We start from the raw sequence: 22,899 nt of genomic DNA on the forward strand, positions 1-22,899 counted from the left end.
TGAATCTAGTCGTACAGGCCCTATGAGAACGGGAGCAGCCATGGCAGCCTTGTTCACGACCCCCAAACGCAATGACACTACCGCCGGAACCCATGTTGCCGAACCCGACGTTCGCCGTCGCATAGGACTCGCACACGGCAGCTGGCGCCGCGTGACGCGCCGCATCGTCGCGGGCGCCGTGTGCGCGCTCACGGTGAGCTCGCTGCTCATGCCGAGCGTCTCGCTCGCAGCGGAATGGGTCAAGGTCGGCGGCAACAAGTACAACACCGCGGCGAGCGACGAGGCCGGTACCTGGTCGTGGGACGGCGCCGACGACTTGAAGCTCAACAACTATAACGGCGGCGAGATCCAGGCCGCAGGCAAGCTCAACGTGAATTACTCGGGAAACAACATCGTCACTGCCGACTGGATCGAAGGCATCAAGGCTTCTCATGGCACTAACGAGAATGCCGAGCTCAATATCCAAGGCGACGCGGGCAGCACGCTCAGCGTGACATCTACTGAGGACGCTATCCTCTCCACGGGTAATATCAACATCGACGGAGCCGGATCCGTCAACGCCACGAGCACTGGGTTTGACGCCATAAATGCCGGGGGTGATCTCGCTATCAAAGGTTCGGGCAACGTCAACGCCACGGGTGCATCGGATGGCATCAGGGCAAACGGTAATATCACGATTGACGACAGCGGAGCCGTCACCGCCAGGGCTACCGAGGACAAGGGTATTGGAACCGACAAGAACCTCACCATCAAGGGTGGCGGGACGGTCGAGGCAAGCTCAGCTGATGGTGAGGCCCTTTGGAGCGGCGGCAATATCAACATCTCGGACGGCAGCCAGGTCAAGGCAAGCTCCGAGAAAGACGCTGCCGTCGAGGCCAAGGGCAGCCTCGCAGCCACAAACGCCTCCCTCAACGTAAACGGTGTTGAATATGGCGTCTATGCCCACAAGGGCATCACCCTCGATCATGCAAACGTGACGGTCCGTGCAGGTAAAGGCAGATACGGTGGCGCCATCGCCCTCTTCACCTACCAGGACGACATCGTCGTCAAGAACGGCTCCACCGTGGACGCGTTTGCGGAAGGTGAGGTTTCGGCTGCATTCTCCACCAGAAACGATCGACCCAACGAGAAGGGTGGCCACATCTACATCAGCGACTCCGTTGTCAAGGCCATAGCCCGCTATGTCGAGAACGGCGACGGCCCCACCCCCTACAGCGAAAACCAAGATGGCGAGACGAGCCCCGAGCCCCAAGGCGAGAACATCGGCATCATCGCCCAGACCAGCGAGGGCGTCACACCCGCAGTCATCTCGATCATCCGCAGCAAGGTAACGGCCGAAGGAGATACAGCGGCAATCTTTGCCCGTGCCATGAGCGCTGACGGCAAGACAATCGGCACCATCAAGATTGAGAACGCCGCCATCCAGACGCCCGAAGGCGGCAAGGTCATTGGCTATCGCAAGCTCCGTGACGACATCTACGAGGCAGGCCAAGCCATCGGCACGGGCGACGCCACGGTCGACTCCCTCTATATCAAAGCAGTCGCCAAGAGCATGGTCATCGCACCTCCCGAGGTAGCCAAGCCGGAAGACCCCAAGCCCGACGAGACCAAGCCCGCAGAAAGCAAGCCCGCGGAGTCCAAGCAGAACCCAAAGCCTGAGGGCTCAAAGCCGACCAAGGCCGTTGCGGCTTCAATCACGAAAGCCAAGACTACCGGCGTGCTCGCGGCAACCGGCGACACCTCGGGTGCGGTCATCGTGGCAACCGTCCTTGCGGGAACAGCCGCTATCGCCGCAGGCACCATGGCGAGCCGCAAACGCTCGTAGACACCCTTGCGCACATGACAGCTCCCGCGAAGACCCTGAGCCCCAGCACCGTTTAACAACGCCACCGCCGAGCTCCCCTCCGGCGGTGGCGTTTTCCATATGCGTCCGCAGGGTATGCACGAGATTGTCTTTGGTCTAGCCCAACCTGCATGAGCCGGCGTGCGACAATGGGGGCCGTCGATATCACAACGCCGAGAGAAGCCCGTCATGAAAGCGCATCAAAAGCAGATAACCGTTCATGCACAGCATGCCGAAAGCGCACCAGTCATCTATCTTCCCGTGGTCATAGGCGACGGCACGGAGGTTTATGAACGCTGCCGAGAGCTCAACTGCCCGCCCTTCACGCTTGTCGGCATTGGCAGCCTCAACTGGAATCGCGAGCTGAGCCCCTGGGGATGCGACGGTACCGTGCGCGATGCCGAGCCCTTTGGCGGTCAGGCTTCCGGATTTCTCGATGAGCTGTTGAACTGGATAATCCCAGAGGCCGAGTCATCGCTTCCTCAGCCGCCCACCTGGCGCGGCATTGCCGGCTACTCGCTCGCGGGCCTCTTCGCGCTCTGGTCCCTCTGGCAAACCGACGCCTTTAGCCGCGCCGCAAGCGCATCGGGGTCGTTGTGGTTTCCCGACTTTGTCGATCGCGCCAGCACGGCCCCTTTTGCCGGCAACCCGCAGGCCGTCTATCTGTCACTCGGCAAAAAGGAGACCAAGACACCCAACCGCATGATGCGGCATGTACTCGACGACACACGCGCGATGGAAGCGTTGCTCGTCGCGCGCGGCATTCCAACAACGCTGGAGCTCAACCCCGGCAATCACTTTGCCCAAACCGATCTGCGCATGGCACGTGGCATCCACTGGATATTGACGCATTAAAAATGACGCCCGCGCGTACGCATGGGCGCCATTTTTTGATTCAGCTGGACGCAGTTGTTACTCAGCAGCCTCCTCAAGCTCGGAGACATCAAACTCAAAGTCGTTACCCGGCAGGATGGCGTTGAGCACAATGCCCACCAGCGAGCCCACGGCAAGACCGGAAAGCGAAATCGTCACGCCGCCCAATTCCAGCACGATGGCGCCGGCGGTGCTGTACGCAATGCCGAGCGAAAGCACGAGCACCAGGGCGGCCACCAGCACGTTGCGGTTATTTTGGAAATCGACCTGGTTCTCGATGAGGTTGCGGACGCCCACGGCGCTGATCATGCCATAGAGCACGAGCGACACACCGCCGATTACGCACGCCGGCATGGCCGCAATGACAGCCGCGAACTTGGGGCAGAACGAAAGCACGATGGCGCAACACGCGGCAATGCGAATCACGCGCGGGTCGAACACGCGCGTCAGGGCGAGCACGCCGGTGTTCTCGCCATAGGTGGTGTTAGCCGGAGCGCCAAAGAGCGATGCGAGAATGGTCGCCAGGCCGTCGCCAAGCAGCGTGCGATGCAGGCCAGGATCGGCGATGTAGTTACGCTCGCAGGTGGAGCCGATAGCCGAGATATCACCGATATGCTCGATCATGGTCGCAAATGCCAGCGGCATAATGGTGATGATGGCCGTCGTGGCAAGACCGCTATCGAACTGCGGCCCAAAGAGTGCAAACACGGTGTTGTCCCACACGATGGGCAGACCGACCCACGGAGCGGCGGCAACGCCCGAGAAATCAACCTCGCCGAGCGCAGCCGCAACGGCATAGCTCACCACAACGCCCAGCAAAATCGGCACGATCTTGACCATGCCACGGCCCCAGATGTTGCAGATGACGATAACGGCAACGGCAATGACAGCCACAAGCCAGTTGGTCTGGCAGTTAGCAATAGCGGAACTTGCCAGGATCAAGCCGATGGAAATGACGATGGGGCCAGTCACTACCGGCGGGAAGAAGCGCATAACGCGCTTGGCACCAAACGCGCGAAACAGGGCCGCCAGCACCGGATAGAGCAGGCCGGCACAGGCTACACCTAGGCAGGCGTAGGGCAAAAGCTCGGCCTCGCCGTTGGGCGCGATGGCGGCATAACCGGCAATAAAGGCAAACGAAGATCCCAAAAACGCTGGCACCTTGCCGCGCGATAGGAAGTGGAAGAGCAGCGTGCCCAGGCCGGCAAATAAAAGCGTTGCCGAAACCGAAAGGCCGGTGAGCACGGGCACCAACACCGTGGCGCCAAACATGGCAAACAGGTGCTGCAGGCCGAGCAAGAACATGCGCGGGCGACCGAGCGACGACGCATCGTAGATGGCATCGGCGACGGCGGGCGTCGAGGATTGGGACATGGATGTCCTTTCATAATGGAAGGGCGCCCGGGCATATCGGATTACCTGCCCGAACGATACGATCCGAACCATTGTACGCGATGCATGCCGCTCCGACCACGACGCCCCTGCGAACGGCAGCACTACTTCCAGACACGCTCGGCAATGCGCCTAACCAGCGCAATCTTTGCCCACTGTTCGTCCTCGGTCAGCTTGTTGCCGATCTCGCAGCTGGCAAAGCCACACTGGGGCGACAGGTACAGGTTCTCGAGCGGCACGTACTTTGCGGCTTCGCGGATGCGCTCGACGATAACATCCTCGTTCTCGAGCTCTGCCGCCTTGGTGGTTACCAAGCCCAGCACGACCTTCTTGCCCGGGGCAACGTACTTGAGCGGCTCAAAACCGCCGGCGCGCGGCGTATCGAACTCCAGGTAGAATGCGTCGACATCCTCATGTGCAAACAGGTACGGCGCGATGGGGTCATAGCCGCCCTCGAAAGCATAGGTAGAGTGGTAGTTGCCGCGGCACACGTGCGTGTTAATGACGAGGTCGTCGGGCTTGTCCTCGATGGCGGCGTTGTTGAGCGCCACGCCCAGCTCGCTCACCCTTTGCAGGTCAACCGGGCTCATGCCGGTCTTGGACACAAAGTCGGTATCGCAATAGATGCCCCAGGTGCAGTCATCAAATTGAATGTTGCGGCAGCCTGCGGCATACAGGTCGGCGATCACCGTGCGATAAGCGGCTGCAATTGCGTCGGCAAGTTCCTCATCGGTCTTATAGACAGCGCGCAGGCTCTCCTGCTGGCCATCGCAGCGGTCGAGCGTAACCTCCGAGAACGTCTGAATCGGCGCCGGAATGGTCTGACGCGCAACCTGACCCTCCCCCTCGAGTGCCTTGACAAACTTAAAGTGCTCGACGAAGGGGTGGTTCTCGCCGCTGATGGGGCCGGTCACCACGGCGGTATCGGCCGTGGTCTCCTCGTCGTGGAACATATAGCCCGTACGCGAGGTGCGGCGTTCAATGCCGTTGAGCCCCCACATAAAGTCGAGGTGCCAGTAACTGCGACGAAACTCGCCATCGGTAATCACCTGCAGGCCAGCGGCCTTTTGCTTGTCCACCAGGTCGCGAATAGCCTCATCCTCGACGGCCTTAAGCCCCTCGGCATCAAGCGTGCCTGCCGCATAGGCAGCGCGGGCATCCTTTACGGCCTGCGGACGAAGAAAGCTGCCGACGATATCAGCGCGAAACGGCGCGTTCGGTTGAATTGAAGTGCTCATAGATATCTCCCTTTGCATTGGTTGCTTTACTGGGACAGAGTATGAGCGCTCATATAGCCATCGTAAAATATACGTTTATAACAGTTTGATATAGATGCTTCCTATATCAGTTGGGACTGCCATGAAGAGATTTGACCTGTGCAGGACGCAGCAGTCTAGATATGCTGACGGATCGCGTCGATATAGGCTTGACCGTAGCGCGTAAGCGTCGTGTTCTTGCGCGTGATGATGCCGATCTCCATGTACTCATCCACATCGAGCGGAATCGAGATAATGCCGGGGCCGTTGAGTTCGTGGCTAATCACGCCCGAGCACACCGTGTAGCCGTTGAGGCCCATGGCCAGGTTGAACAACGTCGCACGGTCGCGCACGCGGATATTCTTGCGACGCTCAAACGTCGAGGTCAGCTCCTCGGAATAGTAAAACGAGTTGTAACTGCCCTGCTCGTAGGACAGGAACGGGTAGTCTTCCAAGTCCTCGAGCGTCACGCTGGAGCGGGCCGCCAGCGGATGGTCGGCGCATACAAAAACGTGCGGCGCGGCGCAAAAGAGTCCCTCAAACACAAGCTCATTGGCAGCGAGCATGCGCTCGATGACCTCGCGGTTGTGCTCGGACAGATATAGGATGCCCAATTCGCTTTTCATATGCGCGACGTCCTCGATAATCTCGTGAGTCTGCTCCTCGCGCAGGGTAAAGTCGTAGCGCGCGGCATCGAACTCACGGATCACATCGACAAACGCGTTGACGGCAAAGGAATAATGCTGGCAGCTCACACTAAAGTGCGGCACCTGCTCGGACGCGCCCTTGTACTTGCCTTCGAGCAGATCCGCCTGGTCGAGCACCTGGCGCGCGTAGCCCAAGAAGGTCTCGCCCTCCTCGGACACAATGACACCCTTGTTGGTGCGCTCAAAGATGTGCACACCCATCTCGTTTTCGAGATCGCGGATCGACGCGGTAATCGAAGGCTGCGACACAAAGAGCCGGCGCGAGGCCTCGGTGATGCTGCCGCATTCGGCAACTTTGACGACATACCTGAGCTGTTGAAGCTTCATGATGGCCTCCCTAGACGTCCGCGAAACCCGAACCCGCCGCATCTGCCTGACGCATAAACGACGGCATCTCCCCCGTCGCGGCGCAGGCGGCAATCTGATGCAGAGCCCCGGCAACCGCATCGTCTGCCGCAGCGCCGATATGCCAGCGCGCGGCAGCCGTGACGGCCTCGTTGGCATTGGCGACTGCAACGGAGTTGGGGACGGCACCGATCATGGGCAGGTCGTTATCGGAATCGCCAAATACGGCCACCTCGTCGGACGTCAGGTCCAAAGCGCGCGCCAGCTCCAGCGCAGCGCAACCCTTGTCCCAACCTGCTGGAAGAATGTCGAACAGGCGCACACGATTGTTGGGAAACACGAGCGAGAGTTCCGGCACCTCAGCGGCAACGCGCTCGCGTAGCTCCGCGAGCTCCTCACGCGAACGAGCACTCCAGATATTCGCCTTGAACACCGACGCGTCATCGACGACAGGACGGCACGGGGCCTCTTCGCCCTTGAGCCATGCGTTGCCGCCCGACTCCATGGCGCGGCGCACGCGCTCGGGGTCGCTCGTCACACAATAGGCATCGTTGCCCCAAAAGTCATCACCCAGGCCGTAGACCTTCAGATACGTATCGTCGGTCTCTTGCTCCAAGTAGTCAGCCAAGCGCATAAGGGCGGCGTTGTCGGTCGCATGCGAGGCTACCACCTCGCCGTCCACAAACATGACCTGGCCGTTGCAGAACGCGCCGGTCGAGAAGCACTCGGCGCGATTGCGGAACATCCAGCCCATCGCGGAGGGCTGGCGACCCGAAACCGGGCCAAAGTGCAGACCCGCCGCCTGCAGGGCATGAATGCCCTCGATGGCGTAGTCGCTGGCGCCGTCATGCCCGGCTGGAATCAGCGTATCGTCCATATCGGTCAGCACAAGTTTAATCATAAGGCCCCCTCGGTCATTCTTAATCCCGTCTATTGTACCGACCTGCCAAAAAGAGACAGGTTTATATTGGCAGGTTTTATCTGGGAAAACGCAAAGCCCCAGTTGTTACCTGCCAAAATAAACCTGTCCCTTTTTGGCAGGTGCGCTAGTATAGGGAACAACAGATTCGATGCGGGAGTGCCGGCGGTGCAAACCACAAGGCTGAGAGGGCATGGGGCCCAATCCTTTGAACCTGTCAGTTAATGCTGGCGTAGGGAGCATGCCGCCTTTTTAGGGGCGCTGTCTATGCACAGCGCCCCTTTTCTATGCCAAGGAGGCATGTGCAGTGATCGATTCGAAACAGCTCAAGCAAAACGTGGTCAAGGCCGTGGAGGAGATTCGCGCCACCAATCCGATGGCGGGCTCCATCACCAACACGGTGACGATTGACTTTGTCGCCAACGCGCAGCTCGCCGTGGGCGGATCGGCCGCCATGGTCTATCTGCCCGACGAGGGCGAGGCGCTCGTTGCCGGCGGCGGCGCCATCTATCTGAACATGGGCACACTCTTCCCCATCTACGAGCAGACGATTCCCCGCGCGGCCAAGGCGGCCCACGACGCCGGCAAGCCCTGGGTGCTCGATCCGGTTGGACTGGGCATCGGCAGCCTGCGCACCCAGCTGGTAAACGAGCTCAAGCAGTACAAGCCCGCCATCGTACGCGGCAACGCCTCCGAGATCATCGCACTCTCCGGCCTGTGGGGTCTTGAGGGCGAGTCGGCCGATCTGAGCCGCGTACGTGGTGTCGATACCACCGACACGGTCGACGCCGCCCGCGATGCCGCCGTGGCGCTCGCTCGCTACACCGGCGGCGCCGTTGTGGTCTCGGGCGAAGTCGACCTGATTACCGACGGCACGACCGTGGCCAAATCCCACGGCGGCAGCCCGCTCATGTCCAAGATTACCGGCTGCGGTTGCTCGCAGGGCGGCGTGCTGGCCGTGTACGCCTGCGCTGCCGATCCGTTTACGGCAGCCGTCTGCGGTACCGCCGTCTACAACGTCGCCGGCACGCGTGCCGCCGCCGTCGCCGATGCCCCGGCAAGCTTTAAGGTCGCCTTTATCGACGAGCTCTACCGCGCAACCGCCCAAGACATCGCCGATAACCAACTCGAGCTCGAGGAGGCATAAGCCATGTCCGAGCCCGCAACCAATGCCGGCATGAACACGCTCGTCGCTGTGGCCATCGCCCCGTGCGGCACCGGCGATGAACTGTCCGCCGAGGTCGCCGAGGTCGTGCGCGTCATTCGCGAGAGCGGCCTTCCCAACCGCACCACCTCGATGTTCACCGAGATCGAGGGCGACTGGGACGAGGTCATGCAGGTCGTGCGCGACGCGACCTTTGTGTTAGCGAACAAGGGCATCCGAACCGAAGTCGTGCTCAAAGCCGATATTCGACCTGGATTTACCGACACCATGACCGGCAAACTCGAGCGCATGGAAGCGCAGATCAAAAAGCAGGAGGAAGCACGATGAGCATCCGCGACAACCTTGATATCTCGGCCTATCTGGTGCTCGGCCCCGAAAACACCCTCGGACGCCCCGTGGGCGATGTGGTGGCCCAGACGCTCGACGCCGGCTTTACCTGCATTCAGGTGCGCTCCAAGGTGGCAAGCGCCCGCGAGATCATTGCGCTGACCGGCGACGCCGCGCAGGCAATCGCACAGGCCGGCAAGACCGGTCAGGTCGCCTTGCTGATCGATGACCGCCTTGACTGCGTACTCGCCGCACGCGAGCAGGGCATTGCGGTCGACGGCGTGCACGTGGGCCAGAGCGATATTCCCGTCGAGGTCTGTCGCAAGCTGCTGGGCCCCGACGCCATCGTGGGCCTTTCGGCCCGTTGCGAGGAAATGCTCGAGTACGTCAAGACCGCCGACATGAGTCTGGTCGACTACCTGGGCATCGGCCCGCTCCACGAGACCGAGACCAAGCGCGACTGCGGACGCGCAGCCGATGGCTCCATCATCACCAAGAGCTTTGAGGACCTGGCCGCACTCCACGCGGCAAGCCCCGTGCCCATCGTGGTGGGCGGCGGCGTTAAGACGGCCGACTTGCCGCAGCTTAAGGCAACCGGCGTCGACGGCTTCTTTGTGGTGAGCGCCGTCTGCAGCGCCGACGATCCCTACGCCGCGGCCAAGGAGCTTGTCGACACCTGGCAGCAGGCATAGGCATAGGCCGAACAGCTGATTCGCAGCCTCATATCTTCAGCAATGGAAAGCGCATCCCAGTTTGGGCCTCCATTCCGGGATGCGCTTTCCATATAGAGGCTCAACGGGAAACCGCATCCCAGTCTGAACGCATATTCCGGGACGTACTTTCCGAAACCCCACCGCTTGGGAAACTGTAACCCGTTCTGAGCGCTCATTCTGGGACGCGCTTTCCGCCGAGTCCACGGCAGCTTGCCCTACCCCGCCAGATACGCTTCCAGCGCGGGCAACGTCGCCTCCGCATCGCGGCGGCCGATCTGGTAGATGCGCTCGAGCTCATCGGGCTCGCGGCACAGCGACGGCACCTTCACCGATTCGCTCGGCCGCACCACAAAGATCTCGCCAGAGGCCTCGCGGCGCGCCAGGTCATCGAGCGTGGCATTGTAGACCTCATGCCGATGCTCAAGCGCCGCAACAAACTCCGGATAGTGACGATACACGCGACGCAGCATAGGCATCACGCTATTGGGCTGCTTTACAAAGCCCGCCGGCTGCGTCAGCACCACCACGTTGCGGTCATAGCCTTGCTCAAACAGCCAAGCGCTGGGAATGGAATCCGCAACACCGCCATCCAAATACTTACGACCCTCAATGGCAACAGGACGTGTCGCCACCGGAATCGCCGACGACGCCCGGATCCACTCGATATCGCGCTCGTCGCCATAGGGCAAGTCATGGTAGACGGCCTGCCCCGTCTTAAGATCGGTACATACGCACGTAAACCGCATGGGGCAGGCGCGATATGCCTCCAGATCGATGGGATCGCGCTCGATGGGCACCTCGTGATAGGCAAACTCGGCATTGAACATGTCACCGGTTCGCAACCAGCTCGTCACGCTCGCATAGCGCTTGTCGGCGCAATAGGCCTTGTTGTAGCGAATGGCGCGGCCGATCTGGCGCGATTTAAAGTTGTAGCCAAACGCCGCGCCCGCCGAGACACCCACCATATGGTCGCAGGTTAAGCCGTGCTCCATCCATACGTCGAGCACGCCTGCCGTATACATACCGCGGTAGCCGCCTCCCTCGAGCGCAAGCCCCACCGTGCGCGTCGTATCTGGCTGTGCCATGCGACCATCTCCGTTCCTGCGTTTTAAACCGGAACAAGTATACCCGTCAACATATATCGCCTCGGTCGCATTTCCATCGAACATCGCATCGTCGCGCCACCATTTGGCGAATAATAGCCGCCCGCAGCATGAACAGCCATATACAATCCAATATTGTTGTTTATACTGCTGAGCAATCATCAACAGCGAACACGGACCGACAAATTAAACCAGCGACGCAGCAAGGCGGGGGCCTGGATACACGCAAAGCGTTGAGCAGCAACGCGTGTGTACAACGAGCTCGCCCGACGCAATACACCCCGACCTCAGAAAGCCGCTTGCAACATGGATACCCCCAGCAATTACACCGAAACGCTCGAAAAGACCATCCGCGACCTTCTCGAGCGTCAGGACGATCTGATCAGAACCGCCTTTACCGACCAGCTCACCGGGCTGGGCAATCGTGGCGCCTTTACCCGTTCCCTAGAGGAACTCTGGGAGCAGGAACTGCCCGTGACCATGGCGTTTATCGATATCGATAACCTTAAGCACTGCAACGACATCTTTGGGCACGACGAGGGCAACCGCTATATCTTGCAGGTAAGCTTCTACCTCAAGCTGTATATGAAGGTGGACGAGGCGGCATTTCGTCTGGGAGGCGACGAGTTTGCCATCCTGTCTACGATTGCGACCGAGGATGACCTTGCCGAGCGTCTGGAGCACTGTCGAGAGGTCCTGCTCGAAAACAACGATTCCAAGATGCCCCACTCGTTTAGCTACGGAGTGTCGCACGCCGACCCCGCCCTGGGTGAGGCCTCCAATCGCATGACGCTCGATGCCGACCATCGCATGTACGACTTCAAACTACGCCACGCCGTGCACCTCGATCGACGCAATATCACGCAAGTTCACGCCGACGACTTCGAAGTTAGCGATCGCATTTTCGACGCCCTTTCGATGCTCAACGAAGGCCGCTATTTCTTTATCGAAAACCTGGACAAACATCGCACCCTTTGGTCACAAGGCGCCCTGCGCGATCTCGGTCTTCCTTCCGAGCATATCGACAACTGCCACGATTACTGGAAAACACGTGTCCACCCCGATGACCTCGAGGCCTATAGCGACGATATCGACCAGATCTATAACGGCTCCAAACACCGTCGCGTCATGCAATACCGCGTGCGCAATGCCACTGGTGACTACGTTCTCTGCCGCGCTCGCGGGTTTCGTGTCGACGGCGACGAAGGCGTCCCTTCGCTCTATGTCGGCGAGCTCGTCAACCACTCGCTTGCCGAGACCGTCGACGCCGCCACGGGCCTTGGAACGCAGCGCATGCTGCTCAACGCTATCGATGCCTGCCGTCGCGACTGTTGCGAGACGGGACTTATAGCGGTGCGCGTTCGCGGCACGACAAAGCTCAACGAGCTTTACGGAGCCGAGGCTGTCGACAACATGCTCGCCGAATACGCAGGCCGCATGTTGTCGATCACCCGTGGCAGGAGTCGCGTCTACCGCTCACGAAGCGTCCAGTTTGTCGTACTCAGCAACGATTTGGACCACGGGGCATTCGAGCAACTAGTCCATCATCTAAAAGAGGCCGTTTTCGCTCCTGTTCAAATCGCGGGCGATACCATTACCCCCGTCTGCCTCGTCGTTCCGGCCTTTTACGAGCGCTTAATCAATCAAGCGACCGCCGTTTTAGGCGAGCTCGACCGTCGTCTTCGTGCGGCCGGCGGGCTTGTTCCCAACGACAGCCTCCCCATACCTGAGATTGAGCGCAAAAGCGCCATCGCCGAACGCATCGATTCGCTCACGGGTCTCTATCGACCCAGCGAGTTTATGCGCCGCGCCAACGAATTTCTCGAGACAAGGCGCAACGGCGCCTGGTGTATCGCCACCGTCGATATGGGACACATGCGACTGTTCAACGAATGGCACGGACAGGCCGAGGGCGACCGCATGCTCGCCGATGTGGGCACGGTCCTCAAGGACATCGAGAATGCCAACATGGGCGTCGCAGGGTACTGGGGCCAAGACGACTTTTGCATACTCATCCCCTTTGAACACGACACCGTCCATCAGATCTATAGCCGCGTTCGCCAGGCCGTGGCCAAGTATGATGACGGCGTGGGATTCTGGCCGTCCATGGGCGTCTACCCCATCGACTCCAACGAGAAAATCACCATCGATGCGCAGGCCAAGGCCATGTTTACCAATCGGCGCGCAAAAAACGACTTTAAGGAGCGCATTGCCATTTTCCGCCCCGAGGAGTACGAGCGCGAAATCGCGTTCCACCGCACGCTGACCGAATTCCAGTACGCGCTCTCCAACGGCCGTATTACCTACTACCTGCAGCCCCAGGTCGACATGGAAACCGGCGAGATCATTGGCGCCGAAGCGCTCACGCGCTGGATCGACAAGGATGGCTCCCTCATTTCGCCCGCCACCTTTATCCCCGCTCTCGAAGAAAGCGGTTTTGTGGTGACGCTCGACAAATACGTTTGGCAGGGCGTTGCCTTGTGGCTGCGCGAGCGCATCAATCGGGGGCTTCGCGTGGTTCCGATCTCGCTTAATGTGTCGCGCGTGGATATCCTCGCCTGCAACGTTGCCGAGCATATGGGAGCGCTCGCCGCCCAATACAACCTGCCGCCCGAGCTCATGCGCATCGAGATCACCGAGACAGCTTATACGGGAGAGTCCGAGGCCGTGGATAAACTAACGGCCGACCTGCACACCCGCGGCTTCTCGACCTATATGGACGATTTTGGCACCGGCCAGTCCACGCTCGCGATGCTCAAGAACGTCAACGTCGACGTCATCAAGCTCGATCGCACGTTTGTGCCCGATAACGGCGATGAGGGCCGCAGCGTGCAAATCATCTCATCAATGCTCGAGATGGCGCAGTCACTCCATCTGCCCGTTGTGATCGAAGGCGTCGAGACGGACAAGCAGGCAAACATGCTGCGCCACATGGGCGCCCGCTACGCTCAGGGATTCCTCTACTACCGCCCCATGCAGGCGGAGGATTTTGAGGCATTGCTCGATGGTGGCAACGACAACTAATACGCTCGCACGCAAAACGCCACCGTCGAGGGGAGCGTTTGTTCCCATGAGCTAACTAATACTCCCATCTAAACCGAATTGGGAGTAAGATACAAACCATTGTTCCATCCAAGGAGGCAATCCATCATGAACGAGTCGTATCGCCTGGGCGAGCAATCAATCATCGCTCATCTTCAGCGACTTGCGAACGGGGCCTCAACCACCGAGCTCGATGTTGCCGCGCTGCCCCCGGAGCTGCGTGCCATCGGTGAGCAACTGCAGAAAACGCTCGCCATCCTGCAACAAGAACGTGAGTTGCTTGAGCACGGCGCCTATATCGACTCGCTCACCAATCTTGGCAACCGTGGCGGACTCGACCGCCATGTCGATCAGCTCTGGCGCAAAGGCACCCCCTTCACCTGTGCCTATATTGACATCGATCGCCTCAAGCATTGCAACGATAAGTTTGGCCACGCCGAGGGCAATCGCTACATTCTGAGCATCTGCCGCGCACTCACCGAGACAATGGAGCACGATGAGTTGCTGTTCCGTATCGGTGGAGACGAATTTGTACTTATATCCCCCACGACAAACGAAGCCGAGCTCGAGCAGCGCCTGGAGTGGACGCGTGCCAATCTTATCGAGGCAACATCGGACGGCAAGGCGCCCATGATCGCCAGCTTTAGCTTTGGCTGCTCGCGCGTCGACCCGCTTGCAGGCGATACGCGTCGCCAGATGACAAAGGACGCCGACCGCAAAATGTATCGCTACAAGCTCATGTACCGTGTGCAACAACCGGAAGAAGGCGATGCGCTGCAACGCCCGATCACCGAACAACCCCCCTGCAACGACCGAGTGTTTCAAGCGATCTCCATGAGCTCCGAGACACGCTATCCGTTCATCATTAACCTCGACACCGGCGAATCGCAATGGTCGGTTAATGCCGTGCGCGATTTTGACCTACCCTCCCAGCATCCCTACAACTCGCTCGATATATGGCTTGCCCGTGTTCACCCCGAGGACCGCGACAACGTACGTGCCGAGCTCGATATGGTGGTAAACGGCACGTGGCACTTCCACTGCATGCAGTATCGCGTCATGAATACCGCCGGAAAATACGCGCTTTGCGACTGCACGGGTTACCGCCTGGACGGCACCGATACCGAGCCCAACATGTATGTGGGCATTGTCACCAACCGAAGCTTGGCAGATACGACCGATTCCGTGACCGGTCTGGGCGATATCCACGCCTTGGTCAACGCCATTGGCGAGATGCGTCGCGTGGCACGAAACGCGGGCTTGATCGCCATTAAAATCGACGAAATCGCACAGGTCAATGCCCGCTTTGGCTTTGATGCAGGCGACCGCGTTTTGGCAGAAAGCGCCGCCTGCCTCATGGATTGCTCGCGCGGCAAGGGTCGTCTGTTCCGCTCGACCGGACCGATGTTCGTGGCGCTCTTCGACGACTTTGATCCCGAAGAGACCGACGCGGTTGCAGACGAAATCGAACGGTTCTTGGGATCGCCCGTGCTCCTTGGCTCATTTGAATATCAGCCGCCCCTTCGCGTGGCGACGCTTCATCTGGACGCCGTCGACCGACAGCCCGTTTCCATTTTGAACGAACTTAATGCGCTGATTAAAGAGGCGCCGCAGGTACCGGGCACCAAGCTGGACTAGCGTTATGGGGCGCATGATGGTTAATTTCCGATCTCAACCGAACACATTGGGCAAATAGGTCGTACCCGCAGTTAGCCGAACGTCCCCTCAGTCCCTCCCGGGGCCCGGGGGCACCGTTTCGATACTCTTGGTTTACTTTGCCTGATGCAAATAAGTGCTCAACAAGATAGAACCTATCCCCCGCCACGGATATGCCCTCGAGTAAATCTGTTAAGCCAAGCCTATCAAATTCTATTGACAATTGGCTGCATTGGTCCATTTTGTCGTCCAGCCACTTCCGCTGGCTATCGCCTCATAAACACAAACCTAACGAGCCGCACGAACGACAAAGAGGCCAAGCTGAACAGAAGTAGAACCAAAACTTCAAAAACGCTGGTATTCCAATCGCGTACCCAGCCCTCTACCGCCCACAAGAAAAACAGCAGCCCCATCCATAACGTCACAGAAGAAATCAGCTTTGCGTAAGGGCGTATATCAATCTCGCTCTCCCTTTTTGTGACATCATATCCAGCAATTGAGCAGAGCCATCTTCCTCTTCGGTATTGGATTGAAAGGACAATCAAGGCAATCGAAGTCATCAAGCAAACAGCATCCTCTGTTTCCATAGAGTTTCCTTTGCTTTCCATCCTAGTTACGCATTCACAATCGAATCAAACCAAGTATGAATTACTCGATAGCAACCGCCTTAGTATAAACCATAGCCGCCGCAGCAGCCCGCCTTCCAAGGCCTCAAAGCTCGCCATCGAGGGCGACCCGCCCAGACCCCTTACAATCTGCTCGCACGAGGCCCCGCACTCCAACATCCTCTGGACCGTATCCCGCTCGTACCTGGTAAGCGTGCCTGCCGTGGGCCCTCGGGGCCGGCATCGTGCCCCACGCCATCTGCCCGCTCGTGCGATAATCCTCTGCAGAAGTCACCGACAGCAGAGGGAGTTTGTGATGAAGGTTCTTTTGGTCAATGGCAGCCCCAAGGCAAACGGCAACACGGCCCGCGCACTCGCCGAGGTCGCCGAGCAGCTTAACGCCGAAGGCATCGAGGCCGAGATGTTTCAGCTGGGCGCCAAGCCCATTCGCGATTGCATTGGTTGCGGCCAGTGCGGCAAGCTCGATTGCCGTTGCACCTTTGACGACGATGTGGTCAACGAGCTGATTGCCGCTGCCGAGCAGGCAGACGGCTTTGTCTTTGGCTCGCCCGTCTACTACGCACATCCCAGCGGACGCATCCTCTCGGCACTCGACCGCGCATTCTATGCAGGCAGCAAGGCCTTTACGCACAAGCCGGGCGCCGCTGTCGCCGTTGCCCGTCGCGGCGGCACGTCGACCACCTTCGACGTGCTCAACAAGTACTTCACCATCAACCAGATGCCCGTGGTAGCATCCACCTACTGGAACAACGTCTTCGGTGCCATGCCGGGCGAGGCCGCCCAGGACGCCGAGGGCCTTGCCACCATGCGAAACATCGGTAAAAACATGGCCTGGCTGCTGCGTTGCATCGAGGCGGGAAAGGCCGCCGGCATCGAAGCCCCCGAGGCCGATCGCGAGCGAACCAACTTTATTCGGTAGAACGGCGGAACATAAATATGAACGTGCAAATCTTCGGCACCAAAAAGTCCTTCGATACCAAGAAGGCCCAGCGCTATTTTAAGGAGCGCCGCATTAAGGTGCAGTTTATCGACCTTAAGGAAAAGGAGATGAGCAAGGGCGAGCTCACGAGCGTGATGCAGGCGGTCGGCGGCATCGACAAGCTGCTCAACCCCAAAGCCAAGGACGAGGAGACGCTCGCGCTCATCCAGCACCTCACTCCCAGCCAGCGCTTCGACAAGCTGCTCGAGAACCAGCAGGTTCTGGCCGAGCCCATTGTGCGCAACGGCAAAAAGGCCACCGTCGGCTATTGCCCCGACGTATGGGGAGCCTGGGAGTAGCCTGTGTTTTTTGCCCGTGCGTGGGTATAAGAGCAGGCGTTTGGCATAAGATTCAACTGTAAGCCTTGTCTAACAAAGGAGGGCACATGCCCAACAAACCCGTGAAGATCATCATGCTTACCGGATACCTCGGTGCCGGCAAGACCACGCTGCTCAACCACATCCTCGCTAACGACGGCGGCATCCGCGCCGCCGTGATCGTCAACGATATCGGCGAGATCAACGTCGACGCCAGCCTTATCGCCGACGGCGGCCTTTCCGAGACCGACGACCTCATCCCGCTCACCAACGGCTGCATCTGCTGCACGCTTTCGGACGACCTGGCCAACCAGCTGCAGGGCATCGCCGATTCGGGCAAGTTCGACTACATCATCATCGAGGCCTCGGGTATTTGCGAGCCCATCCCCATCGCCTACACCATCTCGAGCTTCTGCGACGAGGCCAAGGTGGGCGGCGAGCCCAAGCTCGCGCTCGACAACATCGTGGCCGTGGTCGACTGCGCCCGCATGTACGACGAGTTCAACGGCGGTCGCGATCTGCTAGCCGAGGATATCGACGAGGACGACATCGAAAGTCTGCTCATCCAGCAGATCGAGTTTTGCTCCACGCTGATCCTCAACAAGACCGATACCGTCACGCCTGAGCAGATTGCCGAGCTCAAGGCCATCGTGCGCAGCCTGCAGAAGGACGCCGTGATTGTCGAGGCTCAAAACGGCGAGGTCCCCATGGAGGAGCTGCTCGACACCGACCGCTTCGACTTTATGCGCGCCTACAACTCCGCCGCCTGGATCGAGGCCATGGAACATCCCGAGGAGCACGACGACCCCGAGGTGCTCGAGTACGACATCGAGACTTTTGTGTACTCGCGCCGCAAGCCGTTTGACCTGCAGAAGTTCACCGATTTTGTTGAGCAGGAGTGGCCCGACGAGGTCATTCGCGTCAAGGGCCCGCTGTGGCAGACCGGCGATCCGGACATGTGCTACATGTTTGAGCAGGCCGGCCACCAGATGCGCCTGATGGAGAACGGTCTGTTCGTTGACTCCGCGCCCGAGGGCGAGAAGCAGAAGATCATCGACGAGAACCCCGAGATCATGCAGATTTGGGACGACGAGACGGGCGACCGCATGACGAGCCTGTGCATCATCGGCCGTCACATGGACAAGGATGCGCTCATCGCCTCCCTCGATGCCTGCCTGACCGACTGGCACCGCGCCTAGGTTTATCCAAGCGGGCATTTTTCTGCCTACGTAACCGCCAAACCACCACGAAGGTGCCTGTCCCCTTCGTGGTGGTTTTTCGTTCTGAGCCAAGGAGATTCATGTTCAACATTGTGCTGTATGCACCCGAGATTCCGGCCAATACGGGCAATATCGGCCGCACCTGCGTGGTTACCGGCGCCCGCCTGCATCTGGTGGAGCCACTGGGCTTTTCGCTCGACGACAAGACGGTACGTCGCGCCGGCCTGGGCTACTGGCAAAACTTGGATGTGACGACCTATGCCGGCTGGGAGGATTTTCTTGCGCGCAACGACCTCTCCCCCGCCGACGAGCGCCTACATCTGCTGACCAAAAAGGCACGCCGCACCTATGCGCAAAGCACCTACCGCGACGGCGACTACTTGGTCTTTGGCAGCGAGAGCTCGGGCGTTCCCGAGCCGCTGCTTGCCGCGGCGCCCGAGCGCTGCGAGCGCATCCCCATGCTGCGCGATTGTGATTCGCTCGATAATGCCGAGGCCTGGGAAGCCCACGAGGAATCGCTCGGGCATACCGAGGACAGCCATGAGGCCATCCTTCAACAGGATATCTGCGGCAACTTCGTCAACCCGGACGACTACCGCATCAGCGCACTCAACCTCTCCAACAGCGCCGCCATCGTCCTCTACGAGGCTCTGCGCCAAACAGGCTTTCCGGGAATGTGACAAAGGAACTGTCCCTTTGTCACATTCGGTTAGAGGTAGCGGCCGGTGATGCTTGCGGAGCAGGCAGCGATGTCGCCCGGCGTGCCGACACAGACGATTTGTCCGCCTGCGTCGCCGCCGCCCGGGCCCATGTCGATCACGTAATCGGCATTACGGATAAGATCGAGGTCGTGTTCGATCACGATAACCGTGGCGCCCTTGGCAACGAGACCGTCGAACACGCTCAGCAGCACCTGAACATCGAGCGGGTGCAGGCCGATCGTGGGCTCGTCGAACACAAACACGGCATCATCCTGCACGCGGCCCATCTCGCTCGCGAGCTTAAGACGCTGCGCCTCGCCGCCCGAAAGCGCCGGTGTGGGCTCGCCAAGTGTGAGATAACCCAAGCCCAGGTCGTGCAAGGTCTGCAAGCGCGCCTGAACCTTCTTGAGTCCCACCGTGGCGTCGAGGGCCTCGTCCACACTCATGTCCATAAGCTGCGGCAACGTCAGCAAGCTCCCGTCCTTGCCCTCGCGATGGATATGCGAAGCCGCATCTGCATAACGTGAGCCGCGACATGCCGGGCAGACGATCTCGACGTCGGGCAAAAACTGCACGTCGAGCGATACCGAACCCGTGCCATCGCACGTAGGGCAGCGCAAAGCGCCAGTGTTGTAGCTAAATGCGCCTGCCTTGTAGCCGGCTGCCTTGGCCTCGGGCGTGCGGGCGAAGGCGCGACGCAGTTCATCATGGATGTCAGCATAAGTTGCCACCGTCGAGCGCACGTTGGCGCCGATAGGCGTAGCGTCAATCAGATTTGCACGGGCAATGCCCTCGGCATCGACCCAACGCACGTGCCCCGGCAGGCGCTCGCCGGCTGCCTGCGCCTTGAGTGCCGGAATGAGCGTCTCGAGTACCAACGTCGTCTTACCCGAACCCGAAACGCCCGTCACCGCGACCAAGCGACCGCGCGGGATATCAACTTCGAGCGGCTTGACGGTATGGATGGCATCGGTCGCCATGCGGATATGGCCCCGGTCGAACATTTCCTCGTCGGACACCTGCGGGCGCAAGCGCTTGGACTCTGCGCGCAAAAACGGGGCGATGCGGCTGCCCTGCGATTGTTCGACCTCGTCCACCGTGCCAGTGGCAATCACATTACCGCCGCCTGCTCCGGCAACGGGGCCCATCTCAACCAGATAGTCGGCTTCCGCTAGTACGCGCGTATCGTGGTCGACAACAACCACGGTGTTGCCGTCATCCACCAGATCGCGCATTACGCCCACCAAGCCGTCGACATTGGCAGGATGCAAGCCAATCGAAGGCTCGTCCAGCACATAAAGCACGCCCGTCGATCGGTTGCGCACCACGCGGGCGAGCTGCACACGCTGGCGCTCACCCGTGGAGAGCGTAGCACCGGCGCGGTCGAGCGAGAGGTAATCGAGCCCCAGGTCGACCAGGCGACGAGCCGTGCTCAAAAACGAATCGCAGATATCCACTGCCATGGGCTGCATCTCGGCCGGCAAGGATGCGGGCACCCCGCGCACCCACTCAATCGCCTCACCCAACGTCATGGCCGCGGCCTGCGCCAGATTGATACCGCGCACCTGGGGCTGGCGCGCAACCTCGGAGAGACGCGTGCCGCCGCAGTCACGGCACGGGCCCTCGCGCAAAAAGCGAGCCACGCGCTTTAGTCCCTTATCGTCCTTAACCTTGGCGAGCGCATTCTCGACCGTATAGACGGCGTTGTAATAGGTAAAGTCGAGCGGCGTGGCGCCCTCGCCGTTTTTGGGAACGTAGAGAATATGCTTCTTAACCGCCGGACCATGGAACACGATGTCGCGCTCTTGAGGTGTGAGCTGGTTAAACGGCACATCGGTACGCACACCCATCTCGCCGGCTACCTGCTTCATCAAGTCCCACATGAGCGTGCCCCAGGGAAGCACCGCGCCTTCGTTGATGGTCTTGGACTCGTCGGGCACCAGGCTCGCTTCGTCCACCTCGCGCATGACACCGGTACCGCCACAGGTGGGGCATGCACCGCCGCTATTGAAAGCCAAATCCTCGGCACTCGGCGCGTAGAACTCGCGGCCGCATGTCGAACACGTGAGCGACAGGCCTGCGGCCACGTTAAGGCTCGGCTCCACACGCGCCCCGCAATGTGGGCACACGTGATGGGCACAGCGGCTAAAGAGCAAACGCAGACTGTTGTTGAGCTCGGTCATGGTGCCAAAGGTCGAGCGTACGCCTGGCACACTAGGGCGCTGATGCAACGCGAGCGCCGCCGGCACGTGCAGCACTTCATCCACCTGAGCGTGCTCGGCCTGGGTGAGCCGTCGACGGGTATAGGTGCTGAGCGCCTCCAGGTAACGGCGCGAGCCCTCGGCATAAAGAACTCCCAACGCCAGCGAGCTCTTGCCCGACCCCGACACGCCGGCAATACCCACGAGCTTTCCCAGCGGAATATCGATATTGATGTCCTTAAGGTTGTGTACGCGCGCACCGCGCACCTCGATAGCTTGCGGGCTCATCTTCTGTTCCGTCACCTTTATCACCCTACTCATGCCATAAAATGCGGTCGCGGATGTACTCGCCCAGCATGGGCACGGTAAACCGGACCAGGCCGTATCCGGCAGCCTCGATGACGCGCTCGCGAATCAGGCTTGCGCGATATTTACTCGCCCAGCTCTGAGTGCGATCGCAGCGCTCAATGATATCCGCCATGCGCGTCGGCTTACCCTCGTCAGTAGCCATGGCCTCGATAAAGAGACGTTGCGGACTGCGCAATCCATAATACAGGGGCGCGTCGACCGCTTCGTAGAACTCGGAGACGGCATCCGCATGGCCATCCTCGACATCGTGCTTTTCGATGACCTGCGAGCCACGCCGGACAGCAGAGCGCCACATGTAATATCCCACCAGCTGGACCATGTAGGGATGCCCCATACTCTTGCGCGCCGCAAGGTCCGCCGTCTCCGCGTCAACGTAAAGACCGGCGTCCTTGACTGTCTGGACATATGAATCGCGCACCTTGGGCAAAGAAATCGCCCCCAGCGCACGCTGCTGAGCACGGCGCAAAAACGTCACGCTCGGCTCTTCGAGCAGGTCGTCAACCATACTGGGCAAGCCGGCAAATACCAGCGCAAGACCGCGCTGGTCGCTATCGGACAGGCCCGTAGCATCCTGATCTCCGAGCACCTGCTGATAGAGAACGGCAAGAGCCGCCAGTTCCTCGATTGACGCAGATTGCGCCTCGTCAATCGCAAACAGGATGCCCTTGCCTGGACCGAGCTTCTTGAGGCGCTCGTTGACCAGCCCCCGTAGCGTCTCGCCCTTTGCCCGAGCCGCCTCGACCGACATCCGACCAAACGACAGCCCAAACTCCATTGACGTCACAACGGGTTTATTCGAGCGAAGCGCGTCGGCCAGGCGATCGCACAAGCCAAGCGAAGCAGAATCGGAGACAACCGCCCATCCGCGCTCATTGGCTAGACGTTGCAGCTCCCGCAGGAGAACCGTCTTGCCGCAGCCGCGGTTTCCCGTAATGAGCATGAGCCTGCCCGGCGCTCCGGCGCCGTTATCGAGCCCTTCCTCGAAATCTTCGACGACCGACTCGCGACCGATGAGCATCGGAGGCCGCTTGCCTGCCGTTGGCTTAAAGGGATTTGGATTCATGTCGGCCTCCTCGGATTGGCAAACCCTGGTAATAGTTATACCAACTTGTACCGAGTTATACCAATAGCATGTGACAAAGGGA

The 22,899-nt window shown here is 60.0% G+C and carries 19 protein-coding genes and 1 riboswitch; of the genes, 11 read left to right on the top strand and 8 right to left on the bottom strand.

Features of this window, described 5'->3' with window-relative positions:
* The first annotated feature begins 40 nt into the window (after window positions 1-40).
* Both DXC79_RS06120 and DXC79_RS06125 read left to right on the top strand, forming a co-directional pair.
* Window positions 41-1,825 carry a carbohydrate-binding domain-containing protein gene (locus DXC79_RS06120; RefSeq protein ID WP_158550980.1) on the top strand — a complete coding sequence of 595 codons (1,785 nt, stop codon included), beginning with the start codon at window positions 41-43 and terminating at the stop codon, window positions 1,823-1,825.
* Window positions 1,826-2,032: 207 nt separating this feature from the next.
* Window positions 2,033-2,698 carry an alpha/beta hydrolase gene (locus tag DXC79_RS06125; protein ID WP_117635517.1) on the top strand — a complete coding sequence of 222 codons (666 nt, stop codon included), beginning with the start codon at window positions 2,033-2,035 and terminating at the stop codon, window positions 2,696-2,698.
* Between the two features lie 57 nt (window positions 2,699-2,755).
* Here the strand turns inward: DXC79_RS06125 and DXC79_RS06130 are convergent, their stop codons facing one another.
* The 4 genes from DXC79_RS06130 to DXC79_RS06145 all read right to left on the bottom strand — a co-directional run bounded on the left by DXC79_RS06130 (window position 2,756) and on the right by DXC79_RS06145 (window position 7,317).
* Window positions 2,756-4,090 (bottom strand): uracil-xanthine permease family protein, encoded by a 1,335-nt coding sequence (locus tag DXC79_RS06130; RefSeq protein ID WP_117635518.1) that lies wholly within the window; start codon window positions 4,088-4,090, stop codon window positions 2,756-2,758.
* A gap of 122 nt (window positions 4,091-4,212) precedes the next feature.
* Window positions 4,213-5,346, bottom strand: a complete 1,134-nt coding sequence (locus DXC79_RS06135) for a 5-methyltetrahydropteroyltriglutamate--homocysteine S-methyltransferase (protein WP_233503027.1) — start codon at window positions 5,344-5,346, stop codon at window positions 4,213-4,215.
* A gap of 155 nt (window positions 5,347-5,501) precedes the next feature.
* A complete protein-coding gene (locus DXC79_RS06140; protein WP_117635520.1) occupies window positions 5,502-6,398 on the bottom strand; it encodes a LysR family transcriptional regulator in 897 nt (298 codons plus the stop codon).
* A gap of 10 nt (window positions 6,399-6,408) precedes the next feature.
* Entirely contained in the window at window positions 6,409-7,317 is a 909-nt protein-coding gene (locus DXC79_RS06145; protein ID WP_117635521.1) for an HAD-IIB family hydrolase, read from the bottom strand.
* A gap of 163 nt (window positions 7,318-7,480) precedes the next feature.
* Window positions 7,481-7,591, top strand: a riboswitch (TPP riboswitch).
* A gap of 51 nt (window positions 7,592-7,642) precedes the next feature.
* On the opposite strand from DXC79_RS06145, the gene thiM reads away from it, so the two are divergent.
* The 3 genes from thiM to DXC79_RS06160 are packed head-to-tail and all read left to right on the top strand — an operon-like array spanning window position 7,643 to window position 9,519.
* Window positions 7,643-8,482: a hydroxyethylthiazole kinase gene (gene thiM, locus DXC79_RS06150; RefSeq protein WP_117635522.1), complete on the top strand. Its 840-nt coding sequence runs from the start codon at window positions 7,643-7,645 to the stop codon at window positions 8,480-8,482.
* Window positions 8,483-8,485: 3 nt separating this feature from the next.
* Window positions 8,486-8,827, top strand: a complete 342-nt coding sequence (locus DXC79_RS06155) for a thiamine-binding protein (RefSeq protein WP_233502661.1) — start codon at window positions 8,486-8,488, stop codon at window positions 8,825-8,827.
* Window positions 8,824-9,519, top strand: a complete 696-nt coding sequence (locus DXC79_RS06160) for a thiamine phosphate synthase (protein WP_117635523.1) — start codon at window positions 8,824-8,826, stop codon at window positions 9,517-9,519. Before DXC79_RS06155 ends, DXC79_RS06160 begins: the two co-directional genes overlap by 4 nt.
* 236 nt (window positions 9,520-9,755) lie before the next feature.
* On the opposite strand, the gene DXC79_RS06165 is transcribed toward DXC79_RS06160, so the two are convergent.
* A complete protein-coding gene (locus DXC79_RS06165; RefSeq protein ID WP_117635524.1) occupies window positions 9,756-10,625 on the bottom strand; it encodes a patatin family protein in 870 nt (289 codons plus the stop codon).
* A gap of 324 nt (window positions 10,626-10,949) precedes the next feature.
* Between DXC79_RS06165 and DXC79_RS06170 the strand changes: the two genes are divergently transcribed.
* Complete coding sequence (locus DXC79_RS06170) at window positions 10,950-13,667, top strand: EAL domain-containing protein (RefSeq protein ID WP_117635525.1); 2,718 nt, start codon at window positions 10,950-10,952, stop codon at window positions 13,665-13,667.
* A 126-nt stretch (window positions 13,668-13,793) separates the two neighbouring features.
* Window positions 13,794-15,323, top strand: a complete 1,530-nt coding sequence (locus DXC79_RS06175; protein WP_117635526.1) for a diguanylate cyclase domain-containing protein — start codon at window positions 13,794-13,796, stop codon at window positions 15,321-15,323.
* A gap of 284 nt (window positions 15,324-15,607) precedes the next feature.
* Here the strand turns inward: DXC79_RS06175 and DXC79_RS06180 are convergent, their stop codons facing one another.
* The gene (locus tag DXC79_RS06180; RefSeq protein ID WP_117635527.1) at window positions 15,608-15,928 is read right to left on the bottom strand and encodes a DUF3784 domain-containing protein; all 321 of its coding nucleotides are present in this window, start codon (window positions 15,926-15,928) and stop codon (window positions 15,608-15,610) included.
* Between the two features lie 334 nt (window positions 15,929-16,262).
* On the opposite strand from DXC79_RS06180, the gene DXC79_RS06185 reads away from it, so the two are divergent.
* The 4 genes from DXC79_RS06185 (at window position 16,263) to DXC79_RS06200 (ending at window position 19,163) form a co-directional block, all read left to right on the top strand.
* Window positions 16,263-16,886, top strand: coding sequence for a flavodoxin family protein (locus tag DXC79_RS06185; protein ID WP_117635528.1), 624 nt, complete (start codon window positions 16,263-16,265; stop codon window positions 16,884-16,886).
* A 17-nt stretch (window positions 16,887-16,903) separates the two neighbouring features.
* Window positions 16,904-17,245 carry an arsenate reductase family protein gene (locus tag DXC79_RS06190; protein ID WP_055252194.1) on the top strand — a complete coding sequence of 114 codons (342 nt, stop codon included), beginning with the start codon at window positions 16,904-16,906 and terminating at the stop codon, window positions 17,243-17,245.
* 86 nt (window positions 17,246-17,331) lie between these two features.
* The gene (locus DXC79_RS06195) at window positions 17,332-18,462 is read left to right on the top strand and encodes a GTP-binding protein (protein ID WP_117635529.1); all 1,131 of its coding nucleotides are present in this window, start codon (window positions 17,332-17,334) and stop codon (window positions 18,460-18,462) included.
* A 101-nt stretch (window positions 18,463-18,563) separates the two neighbouring features.
* Window positions 18,564-19,163, top strand: a complete 600-nt coding sequence (locus tag DXC79_RS06200) for a tRNA (cytidine(34)-2'-O)-methyltransferase (RefSeq protein WP_117635530.1) — start codon at window positions 18,564-18,566, stop codon at window positions 19,161-19,163.
* A gap of 29 nt (window positions 19,164-19,192) precedes the next feature.
* On the opposite strand, the gene DXC79_RS06205 is transcribed toward DXC79_RS06200, so the two are convergent.
* The gene (locus tag DXC79_RS06205; protein ID WP_233503029.1) at window positions 19,193-21,688 is read right to left on the bottom strand and encodes an excinuclease ABC subunit UvrA; all 2,496 of its coding nucleotides are present in this window, start codon (window positions 21,686-21,688) and stop codon (window positions 19,193-19,195) included.
* A 10-nt stretch (window positions 21,689-21,698) separates the two neighbouring features.
* Complete coding sequence (locus tag DXC79_RS06210) at window positions 21,699-22,817, bottom strand: AAA family ATPase (protein ID WP_117635532.1); 1,119 nt, start codon at window positions 22,815-22,817, stop codon at window positions 21,699-21,701.
* Window positions 22,818-22,899 lie beyond the last annotated feature (82 nt).

It is taken from the genome of Collinsella sp. TF08-11AT, assembly GCF_003437035.1.
Lineage (GTDB): Bacteria > Actinomycetota > Coriobacteriia > Coriobacteriales > Coriobacteriaceae > Collinsella.